This window comes from Desulfurella sp. (assembly GCF_049977265.1).
In the GTDB taxonomy this organism is placed as follows: Bacteria; Campylobacterota_A; Desulfurellia; order Desulfurellales; family Desulfurellaceae; genus Desulfurella.
This window is the reverse complement of record NZ_JBMFGQ010000051.1, coordinates 1-8,274: the sequence shown is the minus strand read 5'-3', so window position 1 is coordinate 8,274 and position 8,274 is coordinate 1. Positions and strand designations below refer to the sequence as shown.

The window sequence follows — 8,274 nt, the reverse complement described above, 5'->3', positions numbered from 1 at the left end:
AATTCAAAATAAAAAAATTTCTAAGGATCTATCAGATCAAGCTTATCAATTTAGCATCCATTTTTCTTTAAACAGCATAACTAAATATAAACTAATTTACGAACAAATTATAATAACAATAGTTTCTATATTTTTGTTAGTGAATTTTAGTTAAAAACATTATTAACTTTGCATAACTTCCTAATTGAAATAAGTAAATCTTTTATTTTCAACAATAAACAAATACAGGATAAAAAAATATTGCGCAAATAAAGATTTTTTAATGGTCGGGGCGAGAGGATTTGAACCTCCGACCACTTGAACCCCATTCAAGTGCGCTACCAAACTGCGCCACGCCCCGTCTTAATTCTAAAGCCTTTTTGCTTTAGTTCTTCAAAAACATCCCTGCTGCAAGCAAAATTCACTTCATAATCTTTATTACTTATTTCTTTTTGTTTGTCAACCAAAATGTCAAAACCTAAATTCTTCCAAGCGGACAAAAAGTTATTTTTTTCAGATTCATTCATTTTTCCTAAATTTACGTAATACTTACCGTTTAAGATTTTTATACCAATAACATTGTAACCTTTTTCTTTAATAGCCCTTTTAAAGTCTGAAAATCCAGATCTTTCTAAACCACCAACATAAACATTATAATAGTATTTGGGGTTTTCTATTTTTTTAAGAGTGAAATTAATTTGTTTTTGATCTAATATAGATTTTAAATTTTTTAGGGTGTCGCTATTGCAAAAAACAAAACAAGTCTTTTCTGCAACTTTAGCAAGCTCATTCGGTTTTGAAATATTTTGTTTTGGAGTTTGAACATGTTGCTGCTGAGTTTCTTTTCTTTGCGTATTTGCTTCAGAAACTGGCTTTTTAGTAATTATCGTCTCTTCTTGCTCAATCTTTGTTTTTGTTGAGTTTGAAGTAGCGTTTTCTAGATTTACTACCACACTAAATGTATTGTTGGTGACTGTAAATTTTTTTCCTGACTCGGTAATATTATTTTTAGTGGGAGTGTTTAAGTTTTTGTGATGATTTTGGGTTTCTTTTTTAAAAAGATAAAATCCAGCAAGTATTGCTAAACAAAAAGCTAAAATTAACGCCACTGATATAGTCAAAAATTTTATAAAAAATAATTTTGATTTTTTTGGAATATTGATTTTATTAGGTATATTGTTTTTTAAAAGGTTAATTTCAAACATAAACTATTTAAAAATCATTTGCAAGCTGGGAGTATTTGATATATCTAAAAATTTTTTGACGTTGCTTAGACTAAAAAACCACGAGAACGGTTTGTTGGAGGCACTGATATTTTCAAATTTTAAGTTTTTCTTTTTTGTATAGACCTCAAGATAGCGTTTAGCAGCATCAAATCCGCCAATTGAATCAATAAGATGTTCATTCAATGCCATTTGCCCGCTAAATACTCTTCCGTTAGCAAGAGGCCTTAGCTTTTCAATACTAATATGCCTTGAAGAAGATACAGCCTGTAAAAATTGACTATATACACTTTCTACAACGCTAAAAATCATTTCTTTGTCTGCTTTTGTTGGTTTCCTTAAAGGATTTCCTGCATCTTTTACATCACCGCTTTTTACAACAAAATCCTCAATACCAATCTTATTTGCCAATTTATAAGCATTAATGCCTTCAAATATTACCCCTATGCTACCAGTTAAAGAAGCAGGGTAAGTTACAATCTTCCTGGCTCCTAATGCCGAAAAATAAGCCCCACTTGCTCCAACACTCTCAATTAATGCAACTACAGGTTTATTTTGATTTATCTTCTTTACCAAATAGTAGATTTTTTCGCTTTGCGCTGCATCACCGCCTGGTGAATCAATCTTTAGTAATATGCCAGCAAATCTAGGATCTTCTTCCGCGTCATTCAATTTTCTACATATTTCAGATGCACTATTTGGTGTAATGATACCAGAAATATCAACTACCGCGATCTTTTTGGAGCTAAAAGCAAAATATAAAAAATTTATAATGAAAATTAAAATAAAAAAAATTACCAAAAATTTTAAAATTTTTTTCATGCACTTGTTACATTAATCGTGAAATCATTTTTCGCTTTGGTATTTCTAACCTTATTATTTTAATTTTTACTCTATCGCCTATATTTACATCAATGTTGTTTAGTTCACTCCTTGGTACTAAGCTCTCAACACCATTTTCCAATTTTACAAAAACACCAAAGTCTTTTATGCCAGTTACAGTACCTTCTACAATATCGCCAGTTTTATATTTACCTTCAATTAAGCTCCAGGGATCTGGCTCAAGTTGTCTTAATGAAAGTGCAATTTTTTTCTTATCTAAATTGATATCAATAATTTTTACTTCAATTTTTTCAGAAACACTCAATCTAGGCTTTTCTTCGGGTGACCAAGAAAGTTCATTTGTATGAATCAAGCCTTCAATTCCCTCTTCCAATTTGATAAAAACGCCAAAATCTTTTATGCCAGTTATAGCACCTTCTACAATATCGCCAACGTTATATTTTTCTTCAACAAAAGACCATGGCTCTGGTTGCAGCCTTTTGATACTTAAAGCTATTTTCTTCTTTAAAGTATCAACCATCAATACTTTTGATTCTACCGTTTGACCAATGCTTAATTCTTCTTTTGCTTCTTTTGGAAACTTGATCCAACTAATCTCGGAATTGTGTATCAACCCTTCGATTCCATTTTCAAGCTCAACAAAAACACCATAATCTACTATATTTGAAATTTTACCTTCAACAACATCGCCCTCTTTAATTTTTACCTCTTCCCATGGATCTGGCAAAAGATGCTTAATGCTTAAAAATATCCTCTTTTTACCTTCTTTATCTTCAAGACGCATAACTTTAGCTTTAATGAGATCCTGTGGTTTTAAAACATCTTGCGGCTTTAGAACTTTTTTCCATGATATATCTGTAATGTGTACAAAACCATCAAGACCATCGAGGTCAATAAAAACGCCATAATCAACAATATTTTTTACTTTTCCTTCGACAATATCACCAACATTAATTTTATCTATCAAATCAGTTTTTTTCTTAATAGAAATTTCTTCTAATAACTGTTTTCTCGACAGTATAGCATTCTTTTTTTGTTCTTCCAAACTGATAACTTTAAATTCATACTCTTTGCCAATATAATAATCGAAATTTCTCTTCTTTGATATATCCACCAATGAGCCTGGCAAAAAAGCTACAAACCCATCAACATCTACTAAAAATCCGCCCTTTATCGAAGCTTTTATTATTCCTTTAATAGGTTTGTCTTCTTTAAAAGCTTGAATAATTGATTTAAATCCTATAAGCCTATCTGCTTTAGCTTTAGATAGCATCTGAAAACCATTTGCGTCTTGCTTGCCTAAAAACATCACTTTTATTGTATCACCAATATTACATTCATTTTTGAATTCATTTAATGGCACAATACCTTCAGATTTATATCCTATGTCAACAAATACAGAATCGTCTTTGATGTTTAAAATCGTGCCTTCAATAATCTGGCCTTCTTCAAAATCTTTAAATGTGTTTTCATAGTTCAACATATAATAATCTTTATCCATAGCATACCTCCACTATCTTAGTTTTTTATTATAACTTATAAAATAAGCTTGTCAACAAATAAGCTTGACAAGTGCGAACAATCGTTTAAAATTGTATTGTATGATAGATTTTCACACACACACGGTGTTTAGTGATGGTGAACTTATACCATCTGAGCTGGTAAAAAGAGCAAAAGATAAAGGTTACAGAGCTATTGCCATAACTGACCATGCAGATTTTTCCAATTTAGAAATAATTATAAACAATATTAAAAAAGTAACGTATGGACTTGAAAAGTACTATGGTTTGTACGTTTTTTATGGTGTTGAAATAACTCATGTGCCACCAAAACTAATAAAAAACACAATTTTATCAGCAAGGCAATTGGGTGCTGAAATTATAGTAGTTCATGGTGAAAGTCCTGTCGAAAATGTTGCCAATTCAACAAATTTATACGCCATAGAAAGTAAATGTGATATTTTAGCACACCCTGGTTTAATCGGTCAAAAAGAAGCTGAACTTGCAGCTAAAAATAATGTGTATTTAGAGATTACAGCAAGAAGCGGACATAGCTTAACAAACGGTCATGTATCCCAAATAGCAAAAAAATATAATGCAAAATGTGTTATAGACACAGATACACATTCTCCGTACGACCTTATTGATATTAATTTTGCAAAAGTTATACTTGGCGGCTGCGGTATGGATATTAATGAAATCAATCAGGCATTATCAAACTCAGAAGAATTATTAGAAAAAATTTTAAAAAGGAGATTTTTGTGCTCAAAAAAATAAGTACAATTTTACTTTTATTTACAGCGTTTTCGATGTATTCTTGCTCAAGCACTAAACATATTAACTTAACTGTCGAAGAAAAGCCACTGCCAATTGCAAAGCAAAAAAGCATAGTCTCTCCGCCTGTAAAGGTAGAAAAAATTTACAGCGTTGGTCCTGTTTCTTATAGATCAAAATTATATATTTATGACAATACTCTTTTTATTGGTAGCCTAGACAAAAAATTGTATATGATAGATTTAAAAACATTGCACGCAAAGCACTTTAATATAAAAGAACCAATAGAAGCAGAAGTTTATGCTGATAATTACATATATGTAGGAACAACTAAAGGACAGCTTTTAAAAATGGACTACAAAGGCGATATTGTATGGAAAAAGCAATTTAGTTTTCCTATTATAGGTAGCATAGTAGAAGATGAAGGCTATTTATATGTAACTACTACAAACAATACACTTTATAAAATTGACAAATTAAATGGAAAAATTGTGTGGGATTTCCATAGAAATACAGCACCAATGAGCGTAAAAGGTTTTAGTATACCAGTTATTACAAATGATTATATATATATTGGTTTTGACAATGGAATGCTTTACAAACTAACAAAAAATGGAGATGAGATATGGGAAGTAAAAGTTGGCAAAGGAGAGTTATTTGTGGATGTTGACTCTAAGGCACAATTAACAAATACACATGTATACACTGCAAGCACGACAGGCTACACTGAAAGTATAGCTATAGACAAAGCCAACACAGTTTGGTCAAAAGAAATATCAAGTTTTGCAAACTTGCAAATTTCACCATTTGCTTTATTTGTGGCAAACGAGAAAGGTCAGGTAGAAGCACTTGGACCGCAAGGTGGTAATGTTATTTGGAGCAAAACCCTAAGCTATAATTATGATGTTTATTCAATGTATCTATCTGGCAATGATTACTTGTTTTGCTTATTATCTAACGGTAGATTGGTTGTACTAAATGCACTAAATGGAAAAGTAATGCAAATTTTCAATCTGGGCGGAATTTTTGATTCAAAATTTACTTACTATGATAATGCTCTTTACATAATTTCTAGAAATGGAAATATTTACAAAATTTATTAAAAGGTAAAACAATGAAAGAAAACAATGAAGAAGAAAAACCAAATAAAAATAATAATTATCAAAATTTGATAAAATTTTCTCTATTCTATCTGTTAATTGGACTTTTAGCAATATACTTCTATCAAAATTTTTTTTCGGTTGAAAAAAAGACACTAAGCTATTCAGAATTTAAAACGCTTGTTGCTAAAAATAGAGTTGTTAGCTGCGACATTTCATCGCAATACATAAAAGGAGAGTATCTAAATGCCAAAAACCAAAAAGAAAATTTTGTTACTGTTGCAGTAAATGATCCTAATTTAGTAAAGGATTTAGAAGCCCACCATGTAAATTTTAGTGGTACCATAACTAATACATGGTTAACAAACCTAATTTTTGGATGGGTTTTGCCGTTTGGATTGTTATTTTTCTTATGGTGGTTTATGACAAAAAAAATTAGGGGCTCAAGTGGCTCTATTTTCGGTTTTGGCAAAGGAAGGTTTAAAGTTTATTTGAATAAACGTCCAGATGTTAAATTTTCAGATGTCGCTGGCATTGACGAAGTAAAATATGAAGTTGAAGAAATTGTTGAATTTTTAAAAAATCCTAGCAAATACCAGAAATTAGGAGGCAGGATTCCAAAGGGTGTTTTGCTCGTGGGCGCACCAGGTACAGGTAAAACTCTACTTGCAAAAGCCACAGCAGGTGAAGCAGAAGTGCCTTTTTTAAGCATTAGTGGTTCTGAGTTTATAGAAATGTTTGTTGGTGTTGGCGCAAGTAGGGTGAGAGATCTATTCCAAGAAGCCAAAAAATTAGCTCCTTGCATAGTTTTTATTGATGAAATCGATACAATAGGCAAAAGTAGAGCAATGAACACTATTACATCAAATGATGAGCGCGAGCAAACCTTAAATCAATTGCTTGCTGAAATGGATGGATTTGAATCAAACTTAGGCGTTATAATTATGGCTGCAACAAATAGGCCAGAGATTTTAGATCCTGCGCTTTTAAGGCCTGGAAGATTTGATAGACAAATTATAGTTGATAAACCAAATGTAAATGGCCGTGAAGCAATATTTAGGGTACACGTTAAAAAAATTCAATTAGACAGCGATGTAGATTTGAAAAGATTAGCCCAAATGACACCCGGGCTCGTGGGCGCTGATATAGAAAATATCGTTAACGAAGCTGCACTACTTGCTGCAAGAGAAAATAGTTCTAATGTTAATATGAAACATTTTGAAGAATCCATAGAAAGGCAAATTGCCGGTCTTAAAAAACAAAATAGGGCGATGCGTGAAGAAGAAAAAAAGCGCGTTGCTGTGCATGAATCCGGTCATGCAATAATTGCTTATTTAACTCCAGGTGCAGACAAAGTTCATAAAATCTCTATTATACCTCGCGGCGTTGCTGCCCTTGGATACACGCAACAGTTACCCACAGATGATAGATACTTAATTACAAAAACGGAAATGCTTAATATCATAAAAGTGCTTTTTGGAGGTCGTATAGCTGAAGAAATTGTTTTGAAGGATATTTCAACTGGCGCTCAAAATGACTTATCACGTGCTACAGATATTGCCAGAAGTATAGTTACAAAATTCGGCATGAGTGATGCCATAGGCTTAACTGTTTTGGAAGATCCTACAAAATCGAAATTTTTGGGTTCAGAGAGCATATTTAATCAAAAAGACGATATAAGTGAAAAAACGAAAGAAGCTGTAGATTTTGAGATAAAGAATATACTAAATGATTGCTATGCCCAAGCGAAAAAAATACTTGAAAATAATCTTGATAAACTTAAAAAGCTATCAAATTTACTTTTAGAAAAAGAAGAAATTAACGAAGAAGAACTAAAAAATGTTATGGAGAGTGAAAATGTATAATTTAAGTAAACTTTTAGTGGCTGTTGATTCAAGCCCATACAGCACAAATGCAATAAAATTTGCAATTGATTTTGGAAAAAAATTTAATTGTATAGTGGATGCCTTGCATGTTGTTGATACTATGCAACTTGAAGGCCCATTTATTTACGATTTAAGCGGTGTCTTAGGTTTTGAGCCATTTATTAACTTCAGCGCCGAACTCAAAAAAACACTCGAAGAAAAAGGCAGAAGTATTCTACAAGCCTTTTCAGAGATGGCACAAAACGAAAATGTAAAATTTCACTCATTTATTGAAGTGGGTATAATACCAATGACAATAGTAGAAACTTCTTATGAATACGATATGGTCTTCATTGGGAAAAAAGGCGTTAATGCATCATTTGAAAGGGGAATTTTGGGTAGCAATATTGAATCAACAATCAGAAAAATTAAAAAACCTATATTTGTGGCAGATAAAAATTTTTATGATATTAAGAATATTGTCGTAGGCTATGACGGAAGAGATCCATCAAAAGAAGCACTTGATTTAGCTAATGTTTGCGCACAAAATTTGCATGCTAAAATCCACATAGTTAATGTAAAAAAAGACGAAGGCCAAATACTAGAAGAAAGTGATTTAAAAATTACATACATAAAAAAAGAAAAAAGTGTAGCTGACTCATTGATTGAATATACAAAAAGTTTACAAAATCCCGTTTTATTACTTGGGGCATACAATAAAAATCGCCTTTTAGAAATGATTATAGGTTCCACTACAGAAGCAATACTAAGAAAAGAGTGTGATTTGCCTTTAATTATTGTCAGGTAACTTTAAGCTGTTTGTTTTAGAAATTAATAAAAATAAACAAGTGCTTTTTATGAATTATTTCCTTCAAATGCTTGAATTATTCAATTGATATAAAATTAAAATTAGTTAATTAATTAAATTCCATATATGAGGTGAATAATGAAATACACTCATCTAAAAAAACTAAGGGATAAATATGCGATA

General features: G+C 31.4%; 7 protein-coding genes and 1 tRNA gene. 4 read left to right on the top strand and 4 right to left on the bottom strand.

Annotated features, from left to right (window positions below):
- Positions 1–263: 263 nt before the first annotated feature.
- The 4 genes from ACP5FO_RS07925 to ACP5FO_RS07910 all read right to left on the bottom strand — a co-directional run bounded on the left by ACP5FO_RS07925 (position 264) and on the right by ACP5FO_RS07910 (position 3,546).
- A tRNA-Pro gene (locus tag ACP5FO_RS07925) sits at positions 264–340 on the bottom strand.
- The gene (locus tag ACP5FO_RS07920) at positions 318–1,184 is read right to left on the bottom strand and encodes a hypothetical protein (RefSeq protein WP_428157324.1); all 867 of its coding nucleotides are present in this window, start codon (positions 1,182–1,184) and stop codon (positions 318–320) included. The genes ACP5FO_RS07925 and ACP5FO_RS07920 overlap by 23 nt, the downstream gene beginning before the upstream one ends.
- Before the next feature lie 3 nt (positions 1,185–1,187).
- The gene (sppA, locus tag ACP5FO_RS07915; RefSeq protein ID WP_428110698.1) at positions 1,188–2,024 is read right to left on the bottom strand and encodes a signal peptide peptidase SppA; all 837 of its coding nucleotides are present in this window, start codon (positions 2,022–2,024) and stop codon (positions 1,188–1,190) included.
- A 7-nt stretch (positions 2,025–2,031) separates the two neighbouring features.
- Positions 2,032–3,546 carry a S1 RNA-binding domain-containing protein gene (locus tag ACP5FO_RS07910; protein ID WP_428110697.1) on the bottom strand — a complete coding sequence of 505 codons (1,515 nt, stop codon included), beginning with the start codon at positions 3,544–3,546 and terminating at the stop codon, positions 2,032–2,034.
- A gap of 100 nt (positions 3,547–3,646) precedes the next feature.
- Between ACP5FO_RS07910 and ACP5FO_RS07905 the strand changes: the two genes are divergently transcribed.
- The 4 genes from ACP5FO_RS07905 to ACP5FO_RS07890 are packed head-to-tail and all read left to right on the top strand — an operon-like array spanning position 3,647 to position 8,091.
- On the top strand, positions 3,647–4,321 hold the full coding sequence (locus ACP5FO_RS07905) for a histidinol phosphate phosphatase domain-containing protein (RefSeq protein ID WP_428110696.1): 675 nt from the start codon (positions 3,647–3,649) through the stop codon (positions 4,319–4,321).
- Positions 4,306–5,421 (top strand): PQQ-binding-like beta-propeller repeat protein, encoded by a 1,116-nt coding sequence (locus ACP5FO_RS07900; protein WP_428157323.1) that lies wholly within the window; start codon positions 4,306–4,308, stop codon positions 5,419–5,421. The genes ACP5FO_RS07905 and ACP5FO_RS07900 overlap by 16 nt, the downstream gene beginning before the upstream one ends.
- Positions 5,422–5,432: 11 nt before the next feature.
- Positions 5,433–7,283: an ATP-dependent zinc metalloprotease FtsH gene (ftsH, locus tag ACP5FO_RS07895; protein ID WP_428110694.1), complete on the top strand. Its 1,851-nt coding sequence runs from the start codon at positions 5,433–5,435 to the stop codon at positions 7,281–7,283.
- A complete protein-coding gene (locus tag ACP5FO_RS07890) occupies positions 7,276–8,091 on the top strand; it encodes a universal stress protein (protein WP_428110693.1) in 816 nt (271 codons plus the stop codon). The genes ftsH and ACP5FO_RS07890 overlap by 8 nt, the downstream gene beginning before the upstream one ends.
- The last annotated feature ends 183 nt before the right edge of the window (positions 8,092–8,274 follow it).

Coding starts and splice junctions, on each gene's coding strand:
- ACP5FO_RS07920 (WP_428157324.1), bottom strand. CDS start 1,184: ATGTTTGAAATTAACCTTTTAAAAAACAATATACCTAATAAAATCAAT.
- sppA (WP_428110698.1), bottom strand. CDS start 2,024: ATGAAAAAAATTTTAAAATTTTTGGTAATTTTTTTTATTTTAATTTTC.
- ACP5FO_RS07910 (WP_428110697.1), bottom strand. CDS start 3,546: ATGGATAAAGATTATTATATGTTGAACTATGAAAACACATTTAAAGAT.
- ACP5FO_RS07905 (WP_428110696.1), top strand. CDS start 3,647: ATGATAGATTTTCACACACACACGGTGTTTAGTGATGGTGAACTTATA.
- ftsH (WP_428110694.1), top strand. CDS start 5,433: ATGAAAGAAAACAATGAAGAAGAAAAACCAAATAAAAATAATAATTAT.
- ACP5FO_RS07890 (WP_428110693.1), top strand. CDS start 7,276: ATGTATAATTTAAGTAAACTTTTAGTGGCTGTTGATTCAAGCCCATAC.